The sequence below is a fragment of the Vibrio sp. 1401 genome (genome assembly GCF_033340295.1).
Genome location: NZ_JAWOWF010000620.1, coordinates 1 through 578, shown reverse-complemented (window position 1 = coordinate 578; position 578 = coordinate 1). Strand labels below are relative to the sequence as shown.

Sequence of the window (578 nt, the reverse complement as noted above, 5' to 3'; positions counted from 1 at the left end):
CAAATGCGCAGCAGCAGTGATGTATTGGCCGACAAAGACAGCCCGTTTGCTAGCCAACAACAAGGCGTGTTTCGCGATATGTACGATGGGCAATTGGCGATGGAGTTGGCGAAAAAGCAAAGCTCTGGCATCGCTAATATGCTGATTCAGCAGTTGAGCCCTTCAATGCGCGAAGTGGCCTTCGATTCGGTGCGCAATGTGTCTTCTGCAAATGACGGTAAACCGGTCGATTCTGAATCGATATCACAGCTTGAACTCGAAGAAATTACCGACCCATTTAACTCAACGGCTCAAGCGGTCGCCTCAGTTAAACAAGTGCTTGGAGAAGCCGGTATGACGACCGCTTTTTCTCAGCCGCTGATCAGGAAAATGGAGCTGTAAATGAACCTAGTTAATATCGCCCTCTCAGGTTTAAACGCAAACCGCGTTGCACTTGACGTGACGGCGCAAAACGTTGCGAGCGTCAATACGCCAGGATACAGCCGTCAACAAGCGTTGATGGCGACAGTTGGTGATGGTAAGTCCAACCGCTTAAGCTCTGGTATGGGTGTGGAAGTGACCAGCATCCGCCGTGTAAC

2 protein-coding genes are annotated in these 578 nt (G+C 50.5%); both read left to right on the top strand.

Annotated features, from left to right (window positions below; all coding sequences use genetic code 11):
- The coding region (locus R7Z77_RS27195) for a rod-binding protein (RefSeq protein ID WP_318137284.1) at window positions 1-381 on the top strand (381 nt) is incomplete at its 5' end.
- The coding region (locus tag R7Z77_RS27190; protein ID WP_318137283.1) for a flagellar basal body protein at window positions 382-578 on the top strand (197 nt) is incomplete at its 3' end.